The sequence below is a fragment of the Variovorax restrictus genome (assembly GCF_051216715.1).
Lineage (GTDB): Bacteria > Pseudomonadota > Gammaproteobacteria > Burkholderiales > Burkholderiaceae_C > Variovorax.
On sequence record NZ_JBPJZH010000004.1, the window covers coordinates 21,219 to 42,866 of the forward strand.

At 68.2% G+C, this 21,648-nt stretch carries 20 protein-coding genes and 1 pseudogene; 8 read left to right on the plus strand and 13 right to left on the minus strand.

Annotated features, from left to right (window positions below; translation table 11 throughout):
• Positions 1-4: 4 nt before the first annotated feature.
• Both ACSFA0_RS21080 and ACSFA0_RS21085 read right to left on the minus strand, forming a co-directional pair.
• Complete coding sequence (locus ACSFA0_RS21080; RefSeq protein WP_435452243.1) at positions 5-1,189, minus strand: CaiB/BaiF CoA transferase family protein; 1,185 nt, start codon at positions 1,187-1,189, stop codon at positions 5-7.
• Complete coding sequence (locus tag ACSFA0_RS21085; protein ID WP_435452244.1) at positions 1,182-2,126, minus strand: hydroxymethylglutaryl-CoA lyase; 945 nt, start codon at positions 2,124-2,126, stop codon at positions 1,182-1,184. Before ACSFA0_RS21085 ends, ACSFA0_RS21080 begins: the two co-directional genes overlap by 8 nt.
• A gap of 210 nt (positions 2,127-2,336) precedes the next feature.
• Here ACSFA0_RS21085 and ACSFA0_RS21090 point away from each other — a divergent pair, with 210 nt between their 5' ends.
• A complete protein-coding gene (locus ACSFA0_RS21090) occupies positions 2,337-4,511 on the plus strand; it encodes a malate synthase G (protein WP_435452245.1) in 2,175 nt (724 codons plus the stop codon).
• Between the two features lie 70 nt (positions 4,512-4,581).
• On the opposite strand, the gene ACSFA0_RS21095 is transcribed toward ACSFA0_RS21090, so the two are convergent.
• Together ACSFA0_RS21095 and ACSFA0_RS21100 are read right to left on the minus strand one after the other, a co-directional pair.
• Entirely contained in the window at positions 4,582-5,511 is a 930-nt protein-coding gene (locus ACSFA0_RS21095; RefSeq protein WP_435452246.1) for a 2-hydroxyacid dehydrogenase, read from the minus strand.
• The gene (locus ACSFA0_RS21100; RefSeq protein WP_435452247.1) at positions 5,508-5,939 is read right to left on the minus strand and encodes a VOC family protein; all 432 of its coding nucleotides are present in this window, start codon (positions 5,937-5,939) and stop codon (positions 5,508-5,510) included. Before ACSFA0_RS21100 ends, ACSFA0_RS21095 begins: the two co-directional genes overlap by 4 nt.
• Before the next feature lie 102 nt (positions 5,940-6,041).
• Here ACSFA0_RS21100 and ACSFA0_RS21105 point away from each other — a divergent pair, with 102 nt between their 5' ends.
• Complete coding sequence (locus ACSFA0_RS21105; RefSeq protein ID WP_435452248.1) at positions 6,042-6,911, plus strand: LysR family transcriptional regulator; 870 nt, start codon at positions 6,042-6,044, stop codon at positions 6,909-6,911.
• 131 nt (positions 6,912-7,042) lie between these two features.
• On the opposite strand, the gene ACSFA0_RS21110 is transcribed toward ACSFA0_RS21105, so the two are convergent.
• From ACSFA0_RS21110 to ACSFA0_RS21120, 3 genes are all read right to left on the minus strand, one after another.
• Positions 7,043-7,861: an aspartate dehydrogenase gene (locus tag ACSFA0_RS21110; RefSeq protein ID WP_435452249.1), complete on the minus strand. Its 819-nt coding sequence runs from the start codon at positions 7,859-7,861 to the stop codon at positions 7,043-7,045.
• A 103-nt stretch (positions 7,862-7,964) separates the two neighbouring features.
• A complete protein-coding gene (locus tag ACSFA0_RS21115; protein ID WP_435452250.1) occupies positions 7,965-8,951 on the minus strand; it encodes a LysR substrate-binding domain-containing protein in 987 nt (328 codons plus the stop codon).
• A 25-nt stretch (positions 8,952-8,976) separates the two neighbouring features.
• A complete protein-coding gene (locus ACSFA0_RS21120) occupies positions 8,977-9,969 on the minus strand; it encodes a Bug family tripartite tricarboxylate transporter substrate binding protein (RefSeq protein ID WP_435452251.1) in 993 nt (330 codons plus the stop codon).
• A 352-nt stretch (positions 9,970-10,321) separates the two neighbouring features.
• Here ACSFA0_RS21120 and ACSFA0_RS21125 point away from each other — a divergent pair, with 352 nt between their 5' ends.
• The 3 genes from ACSFA0_RS21125 (at position 10,322) to ACSFA0_RS21135 (ending at position 11,572) form a co-directional block, all read left to right on the plus strand.
• Entirely contained in the window at positions 10,322-10,600 is a 279-nt protein-coding gene (locus ACSFA0_RS21125; protein ID WP_435452252.1) for a proteophosphoglycan ppg4, read from the plus strand.
• Positions 10,601-10,700: 100 nt separating this feature from the next.
• Complete coding sequence (locus ACSFA0_RS21130) at positions 10,701-11,318, plus strand: L,D-transpeptidase (RefSeq protein ID WP_435452253.1); 618 nt, start codon at positions 10,701-10,703, stop codon at positions 11,316-11,318.
• Positions 11,319-11,350: 32 nt separating this feature from the next.
• Positions 11,351-11,572, plus strand: a complete 222-nt coding sequence (locus ACSFA0_RS21135) for a cysteine-rich CWC family protein (protein WP_435452254.1) — start codon at positions 11,351-11,353, stop codon at positions 11,570-11,572.
• Between the two features lie 24 nt (positions 11,573-11,596).
• Here the strand turns inward: ACSFA0_RS21135 and ACSFA0_RS21140 are convergent, their stop codons facing one another.
• Positions 11,597-13,078: a zinc-binding metallopeptidase family protein gene (locus ACSFA0_RS21140; RefSeq protein ID WP_435452255.1), complete on the minus strand. Its 1,482-nt coding sequence runs from the start codon at positions 13,076-13,078 to the stop codon at positions 11,597-11,599.
• 155 nt (positions 13,079-13,233) lie between these two features.
• On the opposite strand from ACSFA0_RS21140, the gene ACSFA0_RS21145 reads away from it, so the two are divergent.
• The 3 genes from ACSFA0_RS21145 to ACSFA0_RS21155 all read left to right on the plus strand — a co-directional run bounded on the left by ACSFA0_RS21145 (position 13,234) and on the right by ACSFA0_RS21155 (position 17,824).
• Complete coding sequence (locus tag ACSFA0_RS21145; RefSeq protein ID WP_435452256.1) at positions 13,234-14,703, plus strand: DHA2 family efflux MFS transporter permease subunit; 1,470 nt, start codon at positions 13,234-13,236, stop codon at positions 14,701-14,703.
• A 2-nt stretch (positions 14,704-14,705) separates the two neighbouring features.
• Positions 14,706-15,470, plus strand: a complete 765-nt coding sequence (locus ACSFA0_RS21150; protein ID WP_435452257.1) for a class II glutamine amidotransferase — start codon at positions 14,706-14,708, stop codon at positions 15,468-15,470.
• Between the two features lie 116 nt (positions 15,471-15,586).
• Positions 15,587-17,824 carry a TonB-dependent receptor gene (locus ACSFA0_RS21155; protein ID WP_435452258.1) on the plus strand — a complete coding sequence of 746 codons (2,238 nt, stop codon included), beginning with the start codon at positions 15,587-15,589 and terminating at the stop codon, positions 17,822-17,824.
• Between the two features lie 36 nt (positions 17,825-17,860).
• Here ACSFA0_RS21155 and gshB read toward each other — a convergent pair whose 3' ends face one another.
• From gshB to ACSFA0_RS21180, 5 genes and pseudogenes are all read right to left on the minus strand, one after another.
• Positions 17,861-18,820 (minus strand): glutathione synthase, encoded by a 960-nt coding sequence (gene gshB, locus ACSFA0_RS21160; RefSeq protein WP_435452259.1) that lies wholly within the window; start codon positions 18,818-18,820, stop codon positions 17,861-17,863.
• Positions 18,817-20,067 carry a benzoate/H(+) symporter BenE family transporter gene (locus ACSFA0_RS21165; RefSeq protein WP_435452260.1) on the minus strand — a complete coding sequence of 417 codons (1,251 nt, stop codon included), beginning with the start codon at positions 20,065-20,067 and terminating at the stop codon, positions 18,817-18,819. The genes gshB and ACSFA0_RS21165 overlap by 4 nt, the downstream gene beginning before the upstream one ends.
• 29 nt (positions 20,068-20,096) lie before the next feature.
• On the minus strand, positions 20,097-20,228 hold the full coding sequence (locus ACSFA0_RS21170; protein WP_435452261.1) for a hypothetical protein: 132 nt from the start codon (positions 20,226-20,228) through the stop codon (positions 20,097-20,099).
• 14 nt (positions 20,229-20,242) lie between these two features.
• Entirely contained in the window at positions 20,243-21,145 is a 903-nt protein-coding gene (locus ACSFA0_RS21175) for a dienelactone hydrolase family protein (RefSeq protein WP_435452262.1), read from the minus strand.
• 322 nt (positions 21,146-21,467) lie between these two features.
• Positions 21,468-21,608, minus strand: a pseudogene (locus ACSFA0_RS21180) (benzoate/H(+) symporter BenE family transporter); the annotation flags it as partial.
• Positions 21,609-21,648: the final 40 nt, after the last annotated feature.

The following is a 21,648-nucleotide window of genomic DNA, read 5'->3' on the forward strand; positions in this document are numbered from 1 at the left end:
GCGCTCAGGCGACCGACTTCGCCGCCTTCAACGCCGCGATGGCCGCATCGTCGTAGCCCACCTCGCGCAACAAGGCTTCGGTGTGCTCGCCCAGCAGCGGCGGCTGCAATCGGATGCCGGGGCGCTGGCCGCCGAGCGTGAAGGGCATCAGCGGCACCTTCGATTCGCTGCCGTCGTTCATGCGCACCGGCGCCAGGCCGCCGGTCGCGTTCAGGTGCGGGTCGTCGAACAGGTCCTGCGGACGGGTGATGGGCGCGAAGGGCAGCTCGTTCTTCTCGAACACCGCGCTCAGGTCGGCGGCGCTGGTGTCGGCCAGGTGCGAGCGCAGGATGGGCATCATCCATTCGCGGGCGCGCACGCGGTCGTTGTTGGTGGCCAGGCGCGGGTCGGCGTGCATCTCCTGCAGGCCGAAGGCCTGGCAGAAGATGGCCCATTGCTTGTCGCTCACCACGGCCAGGAAGATCTGCTCGCCGTCCTTCACCGTGAACACGTCGTAGATGCCCCAGGCCGAGATGCGGCTGGGCATCGGGTCGGCCGCGCGGCCGGTGGCGGCGAACTGCATCATGTGCTGCGCGACCAGAAAGATGTTGTTCTCGAACAGCGCCGACTGCACCTCGCAGCCCTCGCCGGTCAGCTCGCGCTGGCGCAGCGCGGCCATCGCGCCGATGGCGCCGAACATGCCACCCATGATGTCGTTCACGCTGGTCCCGGCGCGCAGCGGGTCGCCGGCGCGGCCGGTCATGTAGGCCAGGCCGCCCATCATCTGCACCACCTCGTCCAGCGCGGTGCGGTGGTCGTACGGGCCGGGCAGAAAACCCTTGTGGCTGACGTAGATGAGGCGTGGGTTGAGCTTCTTGAGCGTGTCGTAGTCCAGGCCCAGCTTCTTCATCGTGCCGGGCTTGAAGTTCTCGCTCACGATGTCGGCGCTGGCGACGAGCTTGAGCGCAGCTTCCAGGCCCTCGGGCTTCTTCAGGTCGAGCGCGATGCTCTTCTTGTTGCGGTTGAAGGTCGGGAAGAAGCCCGCGCCCGAGCCGAGCAGGCGGCGCGTGTCGTCGCCGGCGATCGGCTCCACCTTGATGACCTCGGCGCCGAGGTCACCCAGCAGCATGCCGCAGGTCGGGCCCATGACCATGTGGGTGAATTCGACGACACGGATGTTCGCGTAGGGCAGTGGCGTGGGCTCAGACATGCTTCATTTCCTTGGCGAATCCTTGGGCAAAGCCCCTGGGCAGGCCGGCCTCCGGCGTCATGCCGTACACCGATTCGCCCGGCAGGCCGGCCATCAGCGGCGCGCGCGCCGCGATCAGCCGTTCGATGTCGATGCCGGTGCGCACGCCCATGGCCTCGAACATGAAGACCAGGTCTTCGGTGACCACGTTGCCCGACGCGCCGGGCGCATAGGGGCAGCCGCCCAGCCCGCCGAGCGAGGCATCGAAGGTGCGCACGCCCTCCTCGTACGCCGCCAGGCAGTTGGCCAGGCCGAGCCCGCGGGTGTTGTGCATGTGGGCGGCGCCGGCGTGTTCGCCGATCTCCGCGCGCAGGCGGCGGAACAGGCGGCGCACCTGGGCGGGGTTGGCGTAGCCGACGGTGTCCGACAGGCCCGCCTCGTCGGCGCCCGCCTCGATGCACTGCGCGGCCAGGCGGATGACCTCGTCTTCGGGCACCTCGCCCTGCAGTGTGCAGCCGAAGGCCGTCGACAGGCCGGCCTCGAAGCCGACGTGCGGCGCGATGTCGCGACGCAGCGCGGCGATGGCGCGCACTTCGTCGACCATCTGCTCGCGCGTCTTGCGCACGTTGGCGAGCGAATGCGCCTCGCTGGCCGACACCGGCACGGTCAGCTTGTGCACGCCCGCGGCCAGCGCCGCTTCGGCGCCGCGCAGGTTGGGCACCAGCGCCATCACGGTGAGGCCGGGCAAGGTGATGGCGTGGCGCACGACCTCGGCCGCGTCGGCCATCTGCGGCAGCAGCCGCGCGGGCACGAAGGACGCGACCTCGATCTCGCGCACGCCGGCGGCGTGGAGCGCGTCGATCCAGCGCAGCTTGTCCGCCGTGGGCATGGTGGCCTTGACCGATTGCAGGCCGTCGCGCGGGCCGACTTCGCTGATCAGCACATCGGTTGGGGGCATGGCAGGGATATCCGTGAACAATTCGTGGAAAACATCGATTGTCGCCATGCAGTGCCGCCCCGCTGCCAACGATTACCCGCATTTCAGTCATTAATCAAAGGATTTCTGGCGGATTAATCTTTGTCCAGGGATGCAATAAAGTAGATGCCAAGTGCACTGCGCTGCATGCCGACCGTTCCTTCTCCCCACCGTTCCACCGTCGAGGTTTCCATGACCGATCGCACTACCGTCCACGGCCTCCAGGTCGCCAACGAACTCCACCGCTTCATCGAAGACAAGGTCTTGCCCGCCACCGGCGTGGCGAGCGCCAGCTTCTGGAAGGGCTTCGACGCCATCGTGAGCGACCTGGCGCCGAAAAACATCGCGCTGCTGGCCGAGCGCGACCGCCTGCAGACAGAGATGGACGCCTGGCACAAGGCACACCCTGGTCCGATTTCCGACATGCCGGCCTACCGCGCCTTCCTCGAGAAGATCGGCTACCTGCTGCCACAACCGAAGGACGTGCAGACCACGACGTCGAACGTCGACGCCGAACTCGCGCAGCAGGCCGGTCCGCAGCTGGTGGTGCCGATCCTGAACGCGCGCTATGCGCTCAACGCCGCGAACGCGCGCTGGGGTTCGCTGTACGACGCGCTCTACGGCACCGACGCCATCTCCGAGGCCGACGGCGCCGAGAAGGGCAAGGGCTACAACCCGGTGCGCGGCGCCAAGGTCATCGCCTTCGCGCGCAACGTGCTCGACCAGGCGGCGCCGCTGGCCAACGGTTCGCACAAGGACGCGACGGGCTACCGCGTGAAGGACGGCCAGCTGGTCGTCACGCTGCACAGCAGCGATACATCGCTCAAGGACCCGGTTGCCTTCATCGGCTACCAGGGCGACGCGGCGGCACCGTCGTCGGTGCTGCTCAAGCACAACGGCATCCACATCGACATCCAGATCGACCGCAGCACCGTGATCGGCAAGACCGACCCGGCCGGCATCAGCGACGTGATCATGGAAGCCGCGCTCTCGACCATCCTCGACCTCGAAGACTCGGTGGCGGTGGTCGATGCGGCCGACAAGGTCACGGCTTACTCGAACTGGCTGGGCATCGTGCAGGGCACGCTGACCGAGGAAGTCGCCAAGGGCGGCAAGACCTTCACCCGCGGCCTCAACGCCGACCGCGAATACACCGGCGCCGACGGTAAGCCGCTGAAGCTGCACGGCCGCTCGCTCATGTTCCTGCGCAACGTGGGCCACCTGATGACCAATCCGGCCATCCTGTATGCGGGTGGCAAGGAAATCCCCGAAGGCATCCTCGACGCCGTGGTGACCACCACCATCGCCACCATCGACCTGAAGCGCAAGGGCAACTCGCGCACCGGCAGCATCTACATCGTCAAGCCGAAGATGCACGGCCCGGCCGAAGTCGCCTTCGCGAGCGAACTGTTCGGCCGCGTCGAGCAGCTGCTCGGCCTGCCCGCCAACACGGTGAAGCTCGGCATCATGGACGAGGAGCGCCGCACCAGCGTCAACCTCAAGGCCTGCATCGCCGAGGCCGCTGCGCGCGTGGCCTTCATCAACACCGGCTTCCTCGATCGCACCGGCGACGAGATGCACACCGCCATGCAGGCCGGCGCGATGCTGCGCAAGGGCGACATGAAGACGACGCCGTGGATCGCGGCCTACGAGAAGAACAACGTGCTGGTCGGCCTCGCGTGCGGCCTGCGCGGCAAGGCGCAGATCGGCAAGGGCATGTGGGCCATGCCCGACCTGATGGCCGACATGCTCAAGCAGAAGATCGGCCACCCCAAGGCCGGCGCCAACACGGCCTGGGTGCCCTCGCCCACCGCCGCCACGCTGCATGCGCTGCACTACCACCAGGTCAGCGTGGCGGACGTGCAGAAAGAGCTGGAGAAGATCGACGCCAACGCCGAGCGCGACGCCATCCTCAACGACCTGCTGCAGGTGCCGGTGGCGCCGAAGCCGGTGTGGAGCGACGAAGACAAGCAGCAGGAGCTCGACAACAACGTGCAGGGCATCCTGGGCTACGTGGTGCGCTGGATCGACCAGGGCGTCGGCTGCTCGAAGGTGCCCGACATCCACAACGTCGGCCTGATGGAAGACCGCGCAACCCTGCGCATCAGCAGCCAGCACATCGCCAACTGGCTGCTGCACGGTATCGTGACGAAGGAACAGGTCAACGCCACCTTCGAGCGTATGGCCGCGGTGGTCGACGGGCAGAACACAGGCGACGCGATCTACCAGCCGATGGCCGGGCACTTCAAGACCAGCGCCGCCTACCAAGCTGCGCAGGACCTGGTGTTCAAGGGCGTCGAGCAGCCGAGCGGCTACACCGAGCCGCTGCTGCACGCGTGGCGGTTGAAGGTGAAGGGCGAGGCTTGAGCGGCTACGCCGCCCCGGCACGAAAAAGGCACCCACGGGTGCCTTTTTCCATGGTCCGACGTGTGCGCCCTCAGTAGCCGCGCGCCGGGTCGACCAACCCCGCCGGCGCCTCGCCGCGCTGCACCGCCTGGATCTTCTGGACCATCTGCGCAATGGATTCCGACACCACGGTCTGCGCCGAGATATGCGGCGTGATCGTGACCTTCGGGTGTGACCAGAACGGGTGGCCTTCGGGCAGCGGCTCGGTGCGCGTCACGTCGAGCATCGCGCCCGCGAGGTGCCCGCTGTCGAGCAACGCGATCAGGTCGTCCTCGACCAGGTGCGCACCGCGCGCCACGTTGATCAGGTAGCCGCCGGGCTGCAGCTTCGACAACGACGCCCGGCACAGAATGTCGCGCGTATCGGGCGTGAGCGGCACCATGCACACCAGGAAGCGGCTGGCGGCAAGAAAGTCGTCGAACTGTGCGGTGCCGCTGAAGCAGCGCACACCTTCGATCGCCTTCGGCGAACGGCTCCAGCCGCGCACGGGGAAGTCGAAGTGCTGCAACGCGCTCACCACGCGCTGGCCGAGCACGCCCAGGCCCATCACGCCGACAGGGAAGTCGCTGCGCGACCGGTCCGGGCGCTGCACCCACTGGCCAGCGGCCGCCGTGCGGTCGTAAACATCGAACTCGCGGAAGTGCCGCAGCACCGCGTGGCAGACGTAGTCGGCCATCTGCACGGCCATGCCGCCGTCCTCGATGCGCACGATGCGCGCCTTCGGCGGCAGGCGCAGCTTCAGCAGCGCATCGACGCCCGCCCCCATGTTGAAGATCAGTTCAAGCGCCGGGTGCGCGTCCATGAATGCCTGCGTCGGCGTCCAGACGATCGCGTGCCGCGCTTCGGGCGAGGCCTCAGGCCACAGGTCGATCCGCGTGCCGGGCAGCGCCGCACGCAGGCCGTCGGCCCAGGCCGACGCCTGCGCCTGGGCGCAATAAAGGGCGATGCGGTGACCGCTCATTTCGCGAACAGCGATTCGAGGCTCGCGAAGGCCTTGATCTCGACCGCATTGCCCGACGGGTCGCGGAAGAACATCGTGGCCTGTTCGCCCGGCTCGCCCTTGAAGCGGATGTAGGGCTCGATGACGAACTCGGTGCCGGCGGCCTTGAGCTTGGCGGCCAGTGTTTCCCACTGCGGGATCGACAGCACGGCGCCGAAGTGGCGCACCGGCACGCCGTGGCCGTCGACTTGGCTGAGCGCCGAGTTCGCGCACTCGTCGGGCGCCAGGTGGGCCACGATTTGGTGGCCGTAGAAGTTGAAGTCGATCCAGTCCGGCGAGCTGCGGCCCTCGGGGCAGCCGAGCAGTTCGCCGTAGAAGGCGCGCGCGGCCGACAGGTCGTGCACCGGGAAGGCGAGGTGGAATGGCGGGATCGTGGCGGCGATGGTCATGGGGTGTTCGTTGGAAAGGGAAACCGGAAGTCTAGGAAAATCTGTTAACTCTGAAAAACGATATATTTTTCTCTGACTCATCACGTTCATCGATCGGTACCGATGCTCAAGGAACTGCGCACCTTCATCGCCGTGGCGCGCCACGGCACCTTCTCGCGCGCCGGTGAACACATCGGGCTCACGCAGTCGGCTGTGAGCGCGCAGATCCAGCGGCTCGAGGCCTCGCTGGGCTTCGCGCTGTTCGACCGCGCGGGCCGCACCGCCACGCTCAACGACGCCGGCCGCGACACGCTCGCGCGCGCCGAGGCGCTGGTGCTGATGGCCGACCAGCTGCACGCCGGGCCGGGCGCGGCGGACTTCTCGGTGGCGCTGCGCATCGGTGCCATCGCCTCGGTGCAGGCGGGCGGGCTGCCGGCCGCGCTGGTCGCGCTGCGGCGCAGCGTGCCGCAGGTGCGGCTGCGCGTGGTGCCGGGCGTGTCGCTGGCGCTGCTGGGCATGGTGGATGCGGGCGAGCTCGATGCCGCCGTGATGATCCGGCCGCCCTTCAGCCTGCCGCCCGAACTGGTGTGGGAACCGTTGTGGCAGGAACCCTTCGTGCTGCTGGCGCCGCCGCAGGCCCGGGGACGCGACTGGCGCCGCATCCTCGCCAGCGAGCCCTTCCTGCGCTACGACCGCGCGTCCTTCGGCGGCCGGCTGGTCGACCGCTTCCTGCGCAGCGAAGCCATCGAGGTGCAGGACGCCGTGGAGATGGACGAGCTCGAAGGCATCGTGCAGCTGGTGGGCCTGGGCATGGGCGCCGCCCTGCTGCCGCGCGTGCGCGCCAACTGGCGCGTGCCCGAGGGCGTTCGGGTCGTCACGCTGGGCGACGCCACCTTCCACCGCGAGATCGGCATGGTGACCCGCGCACGCCCGGCGCAGGCCGGCATCGTGGGCGGCCTGCGCGATGCGCTGCGCAAACCGCCAAACCGTTAAGCCAGGCTCAGAACGCGTGAAGGAACCGTCGCGAGCGACCCGAGCTTACGTCGAGGACCGGAGCCGCACTCGCGTGCGGTGAGGACCGCAGATGCGAGATCGGGGCGCGCAGCAGGTTCATTCACGCGTTCTCAAGTACCGACGCGCAGCGGTGCGGTCATCTTGCGCAGCGCGGCGATCACACTCAGCGCGGTGATGCGCCCGGTCTTCGGGTTCTCGGTCGGGATGTTGCGGATCTCCATCGAGAAGGACGCCGAGTCGGACACCACCTCGATGCGGTGCGTGTTGCGGTCGATGCCCGGATCGGCCCAGACCTCGAGCACCGTGCGGTCCGGGCCGATGCCGGCGAGCGACAGCGCGACCGCGACATTGAGGTTGGCCGCGAAGCCCACCGCCGCCTCGCGCGGCGAGCCGCTGAAGATGCGCAGCGGCTCGGTGATGTCGTCGATGACGATGTTGTGTTCGACCAGGTAGGGCGCGCCCACCAGGCCGCGCACCGGCTTGCGCGTGACCATGCGGACCGATTCGATGGTGCCTTCGGCCGCGGCGCACACGGCGTCGAGACCCAGCAGCGCACCGGTCGGCACGACGATCGTGCCGCCGTGCTCGCGCGCGATGTCGACCAGTTCCATGTTCGACAGCAGCGCGCCCGCGCTGAGCACCACCATCGTCTTGCCCGCCGTCAGCACCGGCGTGGCGATGCGCCCGAGCAGCGCGCCGGGCGCGCACTCGACGACGATGTCGCAATGTTCCGCGAGGTGGTCGATGTCGGTGAAGCGCGGCATCGCGCGCAGCGACAACGACGCCTTCGCCCGCGCCTCGTCGCGCACCGCGATAGCCGACAGCGTCATGCCGGGGATGCCGCCATCGTCGAGCGCCTGCGCGATCTTCTTGCCGACGGCGCCGAGGCCGGCGATGCCGACGCGGAGGGGGGTGCGGGAAGCGGGCATGTCTTCTTTCTTGGGGATGCGGTGAGGGGAATCTTAGGAACGCCTGGGGCGCGCGACAAACGAGCATTTCTGCCCGCCGCATTGGTCGAACTGATGCATACCCTCAGCCCTTGCGCGACGGCTTCGGTGGCTTGGCGCTTTTCAGGCTCTCGCGGTCGGCCTCCGCCATGAGCAGCGCCCACTTGCGGAACTTGCGCACGGCCGGGTCGTCGGCGCGCGACTCGTGGGTCAACATGTAGTACTCGCCGGCACTCGGCACATCGGCCTCGAAGGGCACCACGAGTTCGGACGATTGCTCGCTGTACATCTGGAACAGCTTGCGCGGCACGATGGCGATGCCCTTGCATTCGCGCGCGGCCTGCAACGCCATGAAGAAGTGGCCGTATTCCGCCGAACGCTTGCGGCTGCGGTAGGGCACGCCGAGGGCCATCAACCAGTCGCGCCACGCGTTCTGGCGGCTGGCCGTGTGGATGAGCGTGTACTTCAACAGGTCGGCGGCGGACTCGATCGCCGCGCCCTGCTTGAGCAGCTTGCTCGCGATGACGGGGATCAGCGTGTCGTCGAACAGCAGGTCGGCCTCGATGCCGTCCCAGCGGTCGGTCATGACCAGGTCGATACCCGGCTGGTCGCGCCCGTAGTGCCGCCCCGGCAGCTTGCCCACGCGCAGCGCGATGTCGACGTCGCTGCCGCGCAGGTCGACCGGTGCGATCGACGTGGCCACGCGCACCTCGATGTCGGGGTAGGCCGAGGTGAAGGCGCCGAGCCGCGGCATGAGCCACAGCGTGGCCAGCGTCGGCAAGGCCGACACGGTGAGGATGGTGTGGTCGCGCTGCGCCAGCATGCGGCGCGTCGCGCGCTCGATCTCGTCCAGCGCGCGCAGGCAGGCGGCGTAGTACTGGCGCCCGTCTTCCGTGAGTTCGACGCGGCGCACCTGGCGCTCGAACAGGCGCTTCTCCAGAAAGTTCTCGAGGTTGCGGATCTGCAGGCTCACCGCACCCTGCGTGAGCGCCAACTCGTCGGCCGCCGCGGTGAACGAGCCCAGCCGGGCCGCCGCCTCGAAGGGGCGCAGCGTGGCGAGCGGCGGGAGCATTCTGCGCATTCAGGCGGGCGGGTGTTCAGTCGATCCCTATTTTCGTCTTCTCGATCACGCCCTTCCACAGCACGTTCTCCTGGCCGACGTACTGCGCCATCTCGGCCGGAGATTTGCGCAGCGGGTCCATGCCCTTCGACGACATGGTCTGCGTGATCTCCGGGTCGCGCAGCGCATCGTTCAAGGCGGCGGTCAGGCGGGCCAGCACCGCGGGCGGCGTCTTCGCTGGCGCGAACAGGCCGAACCAGGTGCTCACCTCGAAGTTCTTCACGCCGAGTTCGATGAAGGTCGGCACGTTGGGCAGCAGCGGCGAGCGCTTCGCGCTGGTGATGGCGATCGGCACCACCTTGCCGGCCTGCACTTGACCGACCGCAGTCGGCACCGGGTCCATCAGGAAATCGATCTGCCCGCCGAGCAGGTCGGCCATGGCCGGGCCGCTCCCCTTGTAGGGCACATGCAGCATGCTGGTGCCCAGTTCGAGGTTGAGGAAGGACATCTGCGTGTGGTGCGAGGTGCCCGGGCCGGCGGAGCCGAAGGTCAGGGCGCCGGGCCGGGCCTTCAGGTCGGCGAGCACGGCGGCGTAGTTCGGGTACTTGTCGAGCCGCCCGCTGACCATCACGCTGGGCACCGAGGCGATGCCGCCGACGGGAACGAAGTCCTGCATCGGCGAATAGGGCACGGTCTTCATCATGTGCGGCACCACGGCCATGGTGCTGGCGGCGCCCAGCAGCAGCGTGTATCCGTCGGGGTCGGCACGCGCTGCGGCGGCGGTGCCGATGGTGCCGCTGGCGCCCGGGCGGTTCTCGATCACGAAACCGATGTCGAGCAGGTCGCCCATCTTCTTGAGCACCGGCCGCGCGACCGTGTCGTTGATGCCGCCAGGCGGGAAGGGGACGATGACCCGGACGGGCTTGGACGGAAACTTGTCCTGTGCGGGGGCCAGTGCAGGCACCAGCAGCACCGTCGTACCGGCCAGTGCGGCAAGCAGGCGTCTGCGGGATGGGAAGGCAGCATGCATGGCGCGAGATCCTCGGAAAAGTGAAATCAGGGTGACCCGGAATGGGGTGTCGGTGCGGGATCGTAGGAGTCACCCGGTGCACCGAACAAACGAGCATTTTTCGAGCCGCGAGCGAGCCCAGCTAATCCATGGTCAGCCCCGGCATGCAGGCATCCGGCGCGGCGCTGCAAGCCCTGGCCGTCAGGGTCGCAGCCCCGTTTGCCACAGCCGTGAGCCCGCCTCTCCTACATGGCGCTGCGAGATGAGACGACGAGGGCAGCGCTCGAGCGCCCTAGGCTGAATTCAGCTGTCCAGAAGCGTCAGCGCCGGTTCACCGGTTCGGTTTCCTCTCATCCCTTCTAGGAGATACATCATGATCAAGCGCACCGCTCCCCTTCTCGCCGCACTGCTGATGGGCGCCGCTGGCGTCGCCATGGCCCAGGGCAATCCGCCGAACCCCAACGTGGCGAACCCTGCCACCGGCGCCGGCCAGCAAACGCAGCAAGGTACGCCGATGGGCACGACCGGCACGCCGACGGCCACGCCCGGCACGGCGGCCCCGATGAACAGCGGCACGTCGACGATGCCGTCGCAAGCGCCCATGGCCCCCGCCGAGCCGGCGATGCGCCCGGCCCGCGCTGACCGCAACTGAGTTCGACGGCAAGACCTGGTCTTGCCAGTCGGCAAGGGCCGCTCATCGCATGCGATGAGCGGCCCTTCGGCCTTTTGAACACGAAAGAATCTCCATGCGCATGCTGCCGTTTCCATGTCTTACCGCCACCCTGCTCATTTGCGCCACCGTGCTGCCAGCCCAGGCGGCGACGACCCGGCAGGACGCTGCCGCGTTCGCGCACCGCGCGGTGGCGGCCGGCGACAACCGCCAGCAGCCGTTCGCGGTCATCGACAAGCAGAATGCGCGGCTCTACGTCTACCGCGGGGACGGCGCGCTGCAGGCGACGTCCCCGGTGCTGCTGGGTCTGGCGCGTGGCGATGCCTCGGTGCCTGGCATCGGCGAGCGACCCATGGCGCAGATCAAGCCGGAGGAGCGCACGACGCCGGCCGGTCGCTTCGTGTCGGAGCCGGGCCGCAACACGACGGGCGAAGACATCGTCTGGGTCGACTACGACGCGGCGATCTCCATGCACCGGGTGCGCGCGTCGAACAAAGCGGAGCGCAGGCTGCAGCGTCTGGCCTCGCCGAGCGTGGCGGACAACCGCATTTCGTATGGTTGCATCAACGTCCCCGCGAGCTTCTACGACACGCACGTCAAGCCGCTGCTCGGCACGCGGCACGGCGTGGTCTACGTGCTGCCGGAATCGAGCCCGATGGCGTCGCACTTCACCTTCCTGGGCGACGACGCCGTTCGCTGAGGCGGCACCGGGCCGCGAACGACAATCGCGCCATGCCCGATTCGCCCATCATCGACCCGACCCGCTGCCCGCTCTGCGGCACGCCGAACGCGTGTGCGATGGAGACGGAGCGGCTGACAGGCGTGGCGCAGGGACCCTGCTGGTGCATGACGGCCGTGTTCGACGATGCGCTGATGGCGCGCATCCCTGCAACCTCACGCGGCGTGGCTTGCATCTGCGCGCGCTGTGCCACGTCGGCTGCGCGCACCGACTGATCGCTCGCCGGCCTCGCGGCGCCGTCAGTGTTGCTGGGTGTTGCCGGGGCTGTTGTCGAACATGCCCTGGTTCTGCTGCAAGCCGGTCTGGAAGAAGGGTTGCTGTGCCTGCGTCTGGCCCTGGCTCTGGCCTTGGCCCTGGCCCTGGGTTGCACCGACGGTCTGGATCGGCGGTGCGGCGATCGGTGCAGGCGCGTCTATCGGCGCGCCGGATTCGGCCGGCTCCAGCGCCACATCGGTGGTCGTGCTCGACGCATTCGTCGCGCCTGTCTGCCTGCGCTGCCGCTGCTCGGTGATCACCTGGTGGATGAACTGGAGTTTCCCTACGGCCGCGCGTGGGAGCACGAAGGGGTAGTAGTCGGGCTGGCCCATGCTGCGGGAGAGCTCGTTGAGCACGTTGGTCAGGCGCACCCAGCCGTTGAGAAAGTCCAGAAACTTGATCGCGCCGGGGTGCTCGGGTTGCCAGAGGTCGGACGGCTCGAACAGGTCGCTCGCCAGTTCGACGTTCTGCGCATCGACACCGAAGCTCATCGCCGTGTCGGCCGTGTCGGCCATGTGCAGGTAGTGCGCCCAGGTCTCGGCCCAGTCTTCCCACGGGTGCGAACTGGCGTAGCTCGTGACGAAGCGGTCCGCCCAGTCGGGCGGCGGGCCGTTTTCGTAATGGGTGCGCAGCGCGGTGGCGTAGTCGGCACGTTCATCGCCGAACAGGGCGCGGTAGTCGTCGACCCACGGGGTCGGGGCGACCAGCAGGTCCCAGTAGTAATGGCCGATCTCGTGGCGGAAGTGGCCGACCAGCGTGCGGTAAGGCTCGCGCATCTCGGCGCGGATGCGCTCGCGCACGGCGTCCTCGGCCTCTTCGGCATTGAGGGTGATCAGTCCCTCTTCGTGGCCTGTCAGCACGTGCGGTCCACCGGGCACGTTGCCGAGGAAGTCGAAGGCCAGGCCATGCACCGGATCGGCATGGCGCGTGACCACCGGCAGCCCGAGCGCCAGCAGCTGCGACATCAGCCGACGCTTGGCCTGCTCCAGCTTGCGCCACAGGTTGCCGTTGCTTTCGATGGACAGATCGGGGATGGTCCGCGTGGCGGTGCACGACAGGCAGAAGCCGGGCGCGAGGCCTTCGGTGTTGAACGACGCGGGGTCGCCATCACGCGGCGCCGGCACCATCCAGTTGCAGCCCGCGGCCGTCAGAAAATTATTGCAGCGGCGCCAGGCCTTGCCGCCAGTGTCGCCGAACACGGTGAAGGTGTCGGGCTCGGCGTTGTCATGGGTGGCGGGCGCCAGCGGTACGACGCCCAGGCGCTCGGTGACGTAGCCCAGCGGCGTGCCGCAGGCCAGGCACTGGCTGTTGCCGAGAAACACAGGACGCCCGCACTGGCATTGGTAGGCGCGGCTGATGGTCGGGGCGCGCAGGTCGGCCGCCAGCGAGTGCATCTCGCCGGTCGGCATGTCGGCCGCGTCGGGCGGCGTGGCGGCGTTGCCGCCGTCGTGAAGGGTGGTAGCCATGGTCGATATTCTTTGGAGGCGGAGAAAGCGCGACCGAAATCGCGGCACCGGCGTGACAGCCCTGACATTCTCCGCACCGACCGCCGACGCTTCGCAGCGCAAAGGCCCGTATCCTTGTAGGACAGGCCAGCCGCGCCGAGCTCCCGCCCCTTTCGATGAACAACACGCCTCTCCATTCGTTGCGCGACCGCTACGGCGAACGTTACCGCTGGCTTCTGCTGCTCTCCGTGATGGTCGGCACGATGGCGTCGATCATGTCGTCGACCATCGTCAACGTGGCCATCCCTGGCATGAGCCAGCACTTCGCCCTCGGCCAGGAGCGCGCGCAGTGGGTGAGCTCCGGCTTCATGGTGGCGATGACGGTGTCGATGCTCACCACGCCCTGGCTGCTGGGCCGCTACGGCTACCGGCGCACCTATGTCGGCACGATGGTGCTGCTGCTGGCGGGCGGCGTGGCCGGCGGGCTGGCCAACGAGTTCTCGCTGGTGCTGCTGGCGCGCGTGGCCGAGGGGCTGGCCGCGGGCGTGGTGCAGCCGATTCCGGCCATCATCATCCTGCGCGCCTTCGAGCCGCACGAACAGGGCCGTGCCAGCGGCATCTTCGGCATGGGCGTGGTGCTGGCGCCCGCCATCGGCCCGAGCATCGGCGGCGTGCTGGTCGACCTGTTCGGCTGGCGCTCCATCTTCTTCATGGTGGTGCCCTTCTGCCTCGCATCGATCTGGCTGGCCTACAAGTTCGTGCCGACCACGGCACCGGGCGACGTCACCGCCACGCGTACGGACGGGCTGGACTGGCGCGGCCTGCTCCTCGGCCTGGTCGGCACGCTGTGCCTGCTCAATGGCCTGGTCGCGCTGCGCGGCGACGCACCCGTCGAGGCCGCCCTGCTGCTGGCGGGCGCCGTGGCGGCACTCGCGGTCTTCGTCTGGTGGCAGAAGCGGCTGGCGGGCCAGGGCGGCGCGCCGCTGATGAACATGGCGCTCTTCGGCTACCGGCAGTTCGCCATGGGCAGCGTGGTGTCCTTCATCTACGGCACGGCGCTGTTCGGCTCGACCTACCTGCTGCCGGTGTACATGCAGGTGGCGCTGCATCTGTCGGCCTCGCATGTCGGCACCATCATGCTGCCGGCCGGCATCGTGTTGGCCATCGCCATCGCCCTGGTCGGCCGGCTGGCCGACCGGCATCCGACCTGGCTGCTGGTCAGCATCGGGCTCGCGCTGCTGGCCGTGTCCTTCGCGCTGATGCAGGTGCTCACGCTGGGCAGCACCTTGTGGCTGCTGGTGGGCTTCGCGATCATCGGGCGCATCGGGCTGGGCTTCATCTTGCCGTCGCTCAACCTCGGCGCGATGCGGCCGCTGGCCACGCCGCTGATTCCGCAGGGCGCCAGCGCCATCAGCTTCCTGCGCATGCTCGGCGGCGCCACCGGTGTGAGCCTGTGCGCCATCGTGCTCGAGTGGCGGCTCGCGGCGCATGGCGATTCGTTGACGCAGGCGGCGACCAGTCCGGCGCGGCTGGCCGCGTTCAACGAGGTCTTCTTCATGCTGTCGACGCTGTGCGCCATCGCCATCCTCGCGGCCCTGCAACTGCGCGTCCGCAACACCCCTCCCCCACCGCCGAAAGAAGCCTGACCATGTGCCAATTGCTCGGCATGAACTGCAACACGCCCACCGACGTGACCTTCAGCTTCACCGGCTTCGCGCAGCGCGGCGGCCGCACCGACCACCATGCCGACGGCTGGGGCATCGCCTTCTTCGAGGACCGCGGGCTGCGCCACTTCGTCGACCACCTGCCGGCCTGTGACTCGCCGGTGGCCGAGCTGATCCGCCGCTACCCGATCAAGAGCCGCAACGTCATCGCGCACATCCGCAAGGCGACCCAGGGCGCGATCAACCTGCAGAACTGCCACCCCTTCGTGCGCGAGCTGTGGGGCCGCTACTGGGTGTTTGCGCACAACGGCGACCTGAAGGACTTTCGGCCGCGGCTGCACGGCAACTTCCACCCGGTGGGCAGCACCGACAGCGAGCACGCCTTCTGCTGGGTGATGCAGGAACTGGCCAAGTCGCATGCCGACGTGCCCAGCGTCGCCGAGCTCACGCTGACGCTGCGCGAGCTGGCGCCGCAGCTCGCGAAGCACGGCACCTTCAACTTCATGCTGTCCAACGGCCAGGCGCTGTGGGCGCATGCGTCGACGAACCTCTGGTACATCGAGCGCCAGCACCCGTTCACGCTGGCGAAGCTGGCCGACGAGGATGTGCAGATGGATTTCGCCCAGCACACGACGCTCGACGACCGGGTTGCCGTGATCGTGACTGCGCCGCTCACGACCAACGAGCAGTGGACGCCGTTCTCGGCGGGCGAGCTGGCAGTGTTCGTGGACGGCCGCCGGGCCGGCTGATTCGCATCGCGCCCGTGGGCGCAAAACAACGTGCGGTCGAGAATCCGCGCGTCGTGAGTTCCACATGGCCGAGTGCAAAGAGATAATAACCATTCTCATTTGCATTCTTCAAACCCATGTCGTCTCTGTCTGTTCCGCTTCGCCCCGTCACTCTCGCCGCGGCGATGACACTCCATGGCATCGCCGCCTTGGCGCAAACGCCGGCGCCGACCGCCGAGAGCACGTCGACCCTGTCGACCGTGACGGTCGAGGCCAGCGCCGACGCATCGGCAGAAGGCCTGGCCAAGCCGTATGCGGGCGGCCAGGTGGCGCGCGGTGGTCGGGTCGGCATCCTGGGCACGCAGGATGTGATGAGCACGCCGTTCTCCACGACGAGCTACACGAGCGAACTGATCCAGAACCAGCAGGCCAAGAGCGTGGCCGACGTGCTGCAGAACGACCCGACCGTGCGTGTCGCCCGCGGCTTCGGCAACTTCCAGGAGTCGTATTTCATCCGCGGCTTCATCGTGAATTCCGACGACATCGCCTACAACGGCCTGTACGGTCTGCTCCCGCGCCAGTACATCTCGTCGGAGCTGTTCGAGCGGGTCGAGGTGCTGCGCGGCGCCAGTGCCTTCCTGAACGGCGCCACGCCCTCCGGCGGCGGCATCGGCGGCAACATCAACCTGCTGCCCAAGCGCGCAGGCAACGATCCGCTGACGCAGGTCACGGCGGGCGTCTCCAGCGGCTCGCAGGGCTATGTGGCCGCCGACATCTCGCGCCGCTTCGGCCCTGACCAGAGCACCGGCATCCGAGTCAACGCCGCACACCGCGAAGGCGGCACCGCCGTCGATGACGAAGACGTGAAGCTCGACGTCCTGTCCGTCGGTCTCGACTGGCGCAGCCGCAACGCCCGCCTCTCCGCGGACATCGGCCACCAGGAACACCGCTTGAGCAACACGCGGCCCAACGTGACGCTGGGCACGGCCGTGACGGCGGTGCCCTCCGCCCCCGACAACAAGACCAACTTCGCCCAGCCCTGGACCTACTCCAACGAGCGCGACACCTTCGGCACGGTGCGCGGCGAATATGACCTCACGTCGGACATCACGGCCTGGGCCGCCGCCGGCGTGCGCAACAGCCACGAAGCCAACTCGCTGGCCAGCGCCACGGTGTCGAACGGCAGCACGGGGGCCTTCACCACGTCACGCTTCGACAACACACGAGAAGACGAGGTGAAGACGGCCGAGGTCGGCCTGCGCGGCAAGCTGCGCACCGGCAGCGTGGGGCACGAATGGGTGCTGGCCGGCTCGTACTTCGGGCTGGAGAAGAAGAACGCCTACGGCCTGAGCACCGGCACCGCGAACTCGATCGCTTCGAACATCTACGCACCCCGCTATTCCCCGCAGACCCGCCTGAACTTCCTGGGCAACGACCTGAGCAGCCCGGCGATCAACGGTGAGACCCGCCTGAACAGCTTCGCCGTCGGCGACACGCTGTCCTTGCTGGACGACCGCGCGCGGCTCACGCTGGGCCTGCGCCACCAGAACATCGCGACGCGCGACACCTCCTACCGCGTCGTCAGCAACGGCGTGCAGACCGCCGCCGGTGGCGTGGAGACGTCGTACAGCGAAAGCCGGACCAGTCCGGTGGTCGGCCTGGTCTTCAAGGCGCGCAGCGACGTGTCGGTGTATGCCAACTACATCGAAGGCCTGTCGCAGGGGGAAACCGCGCCAGCGCTGTCAGCCGGTTCGCCGGTGCGAAACGTCGGCGAGCAACTCAAGCCCTACGTGTCCAAGCAGAAGGAAGTCGGCGTCAAGTACGACGGCGGCAACATCGGCGGCAACGTGGCCTTCTTCTCGACAGAGAAGCCGCGTGCGCTGGTGGACAACGGCTTCTTCCGGTCGGCCGGCAAGGACCGCCACCAAGGCGTCGAGTTCGCCGTCTTCGGCGAGCCGGTGAAGGGCCTTCGCGTGCTCGGCGGCCTGACCTTGCTCGACGCCGAGCAGAAGGAAACCGGCAGCGCCGTCACCGACGGCAAGGACGTCATCGGCGTGCCCAAACGCCAGGGCAGCATCGGCGTCGACTGGCGCGTGCCGGGCGTGACCGGCCTGTCCCTGGACGCCCGCGTGGTCGCCTCGGGGAGCAGCTACGCCAATGCCACCAACACGCTGCGCGTGCCGGGCTGGTCGCGTCTGGACATCGGCGCGCGCTACGTGACGGAGATGGCCGGCAAGCTGGTCACGCTGCGCGCGCGCATCGACAACGTGACCGATCGCGACTACTGGGCTTCGGTCGGCGGCTACCCGGGCTCCGGCTACCTGGTGCTGGGCAACCCACGCACCTTCAGCCTGACCGCCTCGGTGGAATTCTGAGCGGGCGGCCCGGCCGCGCTCACCTCCGAAGGGACCTCACGGTCCCTTTTTCAATTCCGCCTCCAGCGCATCCACGAACATCGCCGGCACGTCGAAGCCGGTCTGCTCGGTGATCTCCTGGAAGCAGGTCGGGCTGGTCACGTTGATCTCGGTAACGCTGTCGCCGATCACGTCCAGGCCAATGAGCAGCAGGCCGCGCGGCGCGAGCGCACGGCCGACGGTTTCGGCGATCTCGCGGTTGCGTTCGGTGAGCGGCTGCGCCACGCCCTTGCCGCCGGCCGCGAGGTTGCCGCGCACCTCGGTGCCCTGCGGGATGCGCGCCAGCACGAAGGGCGCGGGCACACCGCCGATGATCAGGATGCGCTTGTCGCCATCGACGATCTGCGGCACGAAGCGCTGCACCATGATGGTCTCGGCGCCGTCCTTGTTGAGCGTCTCGATGATGGAGCCGAGGTTCATCGCATCCTGCTTCACGCGGAAGATGCCCATGCCGCCCATGCCGTCGAGCGGCTTCAAGATGATGTCGCCGTGCTCGGCGTGGAAGTCGCGCACCGCGCCCGCGCTGCGGGTCACCAGCGTCGGCGTGACGAACTGCGGGAACTCCATGATCGCGAGCTTTTCCGGGTGGTCGCGCAGCGCCCGCGGCTTGTTGACCACGCGCGCGCCTTCGCGCTCGGCCTGCTCGAGCAGGTGGGTGGCGTAGATGTATTCGGCGTCGAAGGGCGGGTCCTTGCGCATGAGCACGACGTCGAAATCCTTCAGCGCCTTCGACTCATCGATGTCGACGTGGTACCAATCGCGTGCGTCGCTGGTCAGCGTGATCTGCTGCACGTTGGCCGTGACCACGCCGCCCGACTTCCAGGTCAGGTCCTGTGGCAGGCAGGCCGCGACGCGCCAGCCCCGGCGCTGCGCCTCGCGCATCATCGAAAAGGTCGTGTCCTTGTAGATCTTGAAGTGCTCGAGCGGGTCGGCGACGAAGAGGATGTTGCGGCTCATGGTGTCTTTCCGGCGGCGCGTTGTGCCGCCTGGGTGTCTTGCTTGATCTTGCAGGCAGGCGCGATGTCCTTGCCTGCGGCGGCCTTTTTCCCGAGCTGCTGGATCGCCAGCGCGACGGCGCCTGCCACCACGCCCCAGAAGGCCGAACCGATGCCGGCGAGGGTCACGCCCGAAAGCGTGACCAGGAAGGTGATGAGCGCGGCCTCGCGGTGCGACTCGTCGCGCAGCGCCGCGGCCAGCCCGCCACCGATGGTGCCCAGCAGCGCCAGCCCGGCGATGGCCGCGACCAGTTCCTTCGGGAAGGCGGTGAGCAGCCCGGTGACGGCCGCGCCGAACAGGCCGATGACGACGTAGATCGCGCCGCAGCTCACGGCCGCGGTGTAGCGCCGCGCCGGGTCTTCGTGCGCCTCGCGGCCCATGCAGATGGCAGCGGTGATGGCGCTCAGATTGAGCGCGTAGCCGCCGAAAGGCGCGAGCACCAGCGTCGTCACGCCGGTGAGCGTGATGAGCTTCGAGATCGGCATGTCGTAGCCGGCCGCGCGGATGGCCGCCACACCCGGCAGGTTCTGCGAGGCCATCGTCACCACGAACAAGGGCAGCGCCAGGCTCACCGCGGCCTGCCAGGTGAAGACCGGCATCGTGAACACCGGCATCGCCAGGCTGAAGTGCACGGCCGACCACGCCAGCTCGCCCCGCAGCGCCGCGTACGCGATGGCGACGCCCAGCGTGAGCGGCACGGCGTAGCGCGGCACCAGCCGCTTGCCGACAAGGTAGGTGCCGAGCATCAGCAGCACCAGTGGCAGGGCGGTCTGTGCCGCCGAGAAGGCCGACAGCCCGAAGCGCGCCAGCACGCCCGCCAGCAGCGCCGAGGCGATCGCCATCGGGATCCGGTTCATCACCCGCTCGAACGCCCCGGTGGCGCCGGCCAGCGTGATGAGCGCGGCGCACACGATGAAGGCGCCGACCGCCTCGCCCATGCCGTAGCCCGCGCCGGCCGTGGCCAGCACGGCCGCGCCGGGCGTGCTCCACGCGACCATCACCGGCTTGCGCAGCCAGAGCGACGGCAGCGCCGACGCCAGCCCCATGCCGAGGCCGAGCGCCCACATCCACGAGGCGATCATCTCCGGCGTGGCGCCGAAGGCCTGCGCGGCCTGGAACACGATGACGACCGAGCTGGTGAAGCCCACGAGCACCGCGACGAAGCCCGCGGTGAAGGCCGAGAGACTCAGGTCCTTGAAGAAACGCATCCGGCGATTGTGCCGGGCAGCGCGCGACCTCAGCCTGCTCCCTGTTGCCAGTTGGTGGCAATCACCTGACCCAGACTCTCCCGGTAGTTGGCAGGCAGCGTGGCCTTGCTGAGCAGGACGCCGTTGTAGACGGCCTCCTGCGTGTCGCCGTGTGCGAGCACGTCGCGCAGCCGATTTATTTTCTGGATCCCGCAGCAGGCTCGAAGCCGACCTGTGCAAGAAACGCACGCACCCTCGGTTGCCAAGTTTCGGGGTGCTGCACAAACAGCGCATGGCCGTCTTCGCCCTGCGGGGGAAACTGCTCGAACTCTCCCATGCCGCCAGCGGCCTTGAATGCCTCGAACCATTCGCGAGGATGGACGGCACCGAGGTACTGATCGTTTTCGGTGTAGATCCAAAGCGTCGGGATTCTTGCGGTGGCACCGTACTGTCCGAACAAGCGCTCCAGCCGCTGGGGGGCGCATGGGCGTCGAGGCTGAGTCTTCGGGTTGCCACCGCCACCGCCTGCGAAGTTGATCGCCGCGACCACGCCTGGAAGGTTGCGCGCTGCCGCGGCGATGGCGGTGGTGCCGCCGAAGGATTGGCCAACGATGACAGCGCGGTCGCGGTCGACGCCAGGTCGACTCCGCACTGCGCCCAGCACGGCTTCGGTTTGCGCCAGCGCCGCGGCGTAGCCAGGCTCGTAGCGCTTCGCGCTGCATCCGCCCGAATCTTCGACGTCCTCGCCACCCGTCACGCCATACCCGATGCGCGTCGGCACGGCGACGATGAAGCCCTGCGCCACGAAGTAGCGCGAAGACTTGAGATAACGTGCGCGTCCCATTTCCGCGCGCTCTACAGCCTCGGCCGAACGCCCATGGTTGAGCACCATCACGGGGGCAGGCCGAGGGTTGGCATCGTCCCAGAACACAGTGACTTTGATCGTCTGCTCGATCGTCTTGCCGTAGGCATCGCTGACTTTGACCGGAAGATCGAACTGCTCCTCCTGTAGCTTTGCGTCGGCAGCGAGCGGTAGTGCCAGGGCGAGGTACGCCATGGCCAAACGTCCGATCCGGCAGAGCTGCTTGTTTTCAATCATTCATGCTCCCCTTGAGCTTGAAGCCGGGCGATGGCGGCACTCGTCCGGCGGATGTCATCGAAGCGGGTGAGCGCTAAGAGCTGCAGCATGCAGCTGATGCCCAGTACTTAGGCCACCAGCCCGGTACTCGTCTTTGCCTCGCACTGGACCGGCAAACTCATCCTGATCGCCAGTCGCGCCAGTCTGGCGGGCGCACTCGCCACGTCGACTTCAGCTGGTTCATCCCCAGCCCGGTGATCCTTCGGCGCCATACGCGGCCGCTGCGATCGCCAGTGTGCCGCCTAAGGTCTGCCCGACGATGACGGGGCGACCGGCGTCCCCGCCACGAGGCGATCATCTCCGGCGTGGCGCCGAAGGCCTGCGCGGCCTGGAACACGATGACGACCGAGCTGGTGAAGCCCACGAGCACCGCGACGAACCCGGCGGTGAAGGCCGAGAGGCTCAGGTCCTTGAAGAAACGCATCCGGTGATTGTGCCGGGCAGCGGCAGGTGCCGCCGGCCGG

Coding starts and splice junctions, on each gene's coding strand:
- ACSFA0_RS21080 (WP_435452243.1), bottom strand. CDS start 1,189: ATGTCTGAGCCCACGCCACTGCCCTACGCGAACATCCGTGTCGTCGAA.
- ACSFA0_RS21085 (WP_435452244.1), bottom strand. CDS start 2,126: ATGCCCCCAACCGATGTGCTGATCAGCGAAGTCGGCCCGCGCGACGGC.
- ACSFA0_RS21090 (WP_435452245.1), top strand. CDS start 2,337: ATGACCGATCGCACTACCGTCCACGGCCTCCAGGTCGCCAACGAACTC.
- ACSFA0_RS21095 (WP_435452246.1), bottom strand. CDS start 5,511: ATGAGCGGTCACCGCATCGCCCTTTATTGCGCCCAGGCGCAGGCGTCG.
- ACSFA0_RS21100 (WP_435452247.1), bottom strand. CDS start 5,939: ATGACCATCGCCGCCACGATCCCGCCATTCCACCTCGCCTTCCCGGTG.
- ACSFA0_RS21105 (WP_435452248.1), top strand. CDS start 6,042: ATGCTCAAGGAACTGCGCACCTTCATCGCCGTGGCGCGCCACGGCACC.
- ACSFA0_RS21110 (WP_435452249.1), bottom strand. CDS start 7,861: ATGCCCGCTTCCCGCACCCCCCTCCGCGTCGGCATCGCCGGCCTCGGC.
- ACSFA0_RS21115 (WP_435452250.1), bottom strand. CDS start 8,951: ATGCTCCCGCCGCTCGCCACGCTGCGCCCCTTCGAGGCGGCGGCCCGG.
- ACSFA0_RS21120 (WP_435452251.1), bottom strand. CDS start 9,969: ATGCATGCTGCCTTCCCATCCCGCAGACGCCTGCTTGCCGCACTGGCC.
- ACSFA0_RS21125 (WP_435452252.1), top strand. CDS start 10,322: ATGATCAAGCGCACCGCTCCCCTTCTCGCCGCACTGCTGATGGGCGCC.
- ACSFA0_RS21130 (WP_435452253.1), top strand. CDS start 10,701: ATGCTGCCGTTTCCATGTCTTACCGCCACCCTGCTCATTTGCGCCACC.
- ACSFA0_RS21135 (WP_435452254.1), top strand. CDS start 11,351: ATGCCCGATTCGCCCATCATCGACCCGACCCGCTGCCCGCTCTGCGGC.
- ACSFA0_RS21140 (WP_435452255.1), bottom strand. CDS start 13,078: ATGGCTACCACCCTTCACGACGGCGGCAACGCCGCCACGCCGCCCGAC.
- ACSFA0_RS21145 (WP_435452256.1), top strand. CDS start 13,234: ATGAACAACACGCCTCTCCATTCGTTGCGCGACCGCTACGGCGAACGT.
- ACSFA0_RS21150 (WP_435452257.1), top strand. CDS start 14,706: ATGTGCCAATTGCTCGGCATGAACTGCAACACGCCCACCGACGTGACC.
- ACSFA0_RS21155 (WP_435452258.1), top strand. CDS start 15,587: ATGTCGTCTCTGTCTGTTCCGCTTCGCCCCGTCACTCTCGCCGCGGCG.
- gshB (WP_435452259.1), bottom strand. CDS start 18,820: ATGAGCCGCAACATCCTCTTCGTCGCCGACCCGCTCGAGCACTTCAAG.
- ACSFA0_RS21165 (WP_435452260.1), bottom strand. CDS start 20,067: ATGCGTTTCTTCAAGGACCTGAGTCTCTCGGCCTTCACCGCGGGCTTC.
- ACSFA0_RS21175 (WP_435452262.1), bottom strand. CDS start 21,145: ATGATTGAAAACAAGCAGCTCTGCCGGATCGGACGTTTGGCCATGGCG.